The organism is Polaribacter sp. 2405UD43-2 (assembly GCF_058147125.1).
The window spans coordinates 1-244 of sequence record NZ_JBYVJX010000075.1 but is presented as its reverse complement, the minus strand read 5'-3'; the positions used below and the strand labels follow the sequence as shown (position 1 = coordinate 244).

General features: G+C 33.2%; 1 protein-coding gene. It reads right to left on the bottom strand.

Features of this window, described 5'->3' with window-relative positions; all coding sequences use genetic code 11:
• Positions 1-244, bottom strand: a 244-nt coding sequence (locus ACY2RX_RS14810) for a hypothetical protein (RefSeq protein ID WP_490104740.1), incomplete at both ends; no start/stop codon positions are given.

Genomic DNA, 244 nt, shown 5'->3' with positions numbered 1-244 from the left:
TTTCCTAATTTATGTATATGTGGAGTGCCTAAAGCGTCTAAGCTATCTCTTATCACACCGTCTACATAAATGGTAGATTGCCATAATACGCGTTCTAAAAAAAAGGAGATTTCTTTGTTCTTCCAATGTTCAGGAATTTCTATAAATCTTGAATAAAAAGCAGTTCCTACACATTTGTAGCTAGGGGTTAGCATAGCTGTATCTGCTTTTATCGTTTTATTTCCATAATTATTTTCTGTTACAG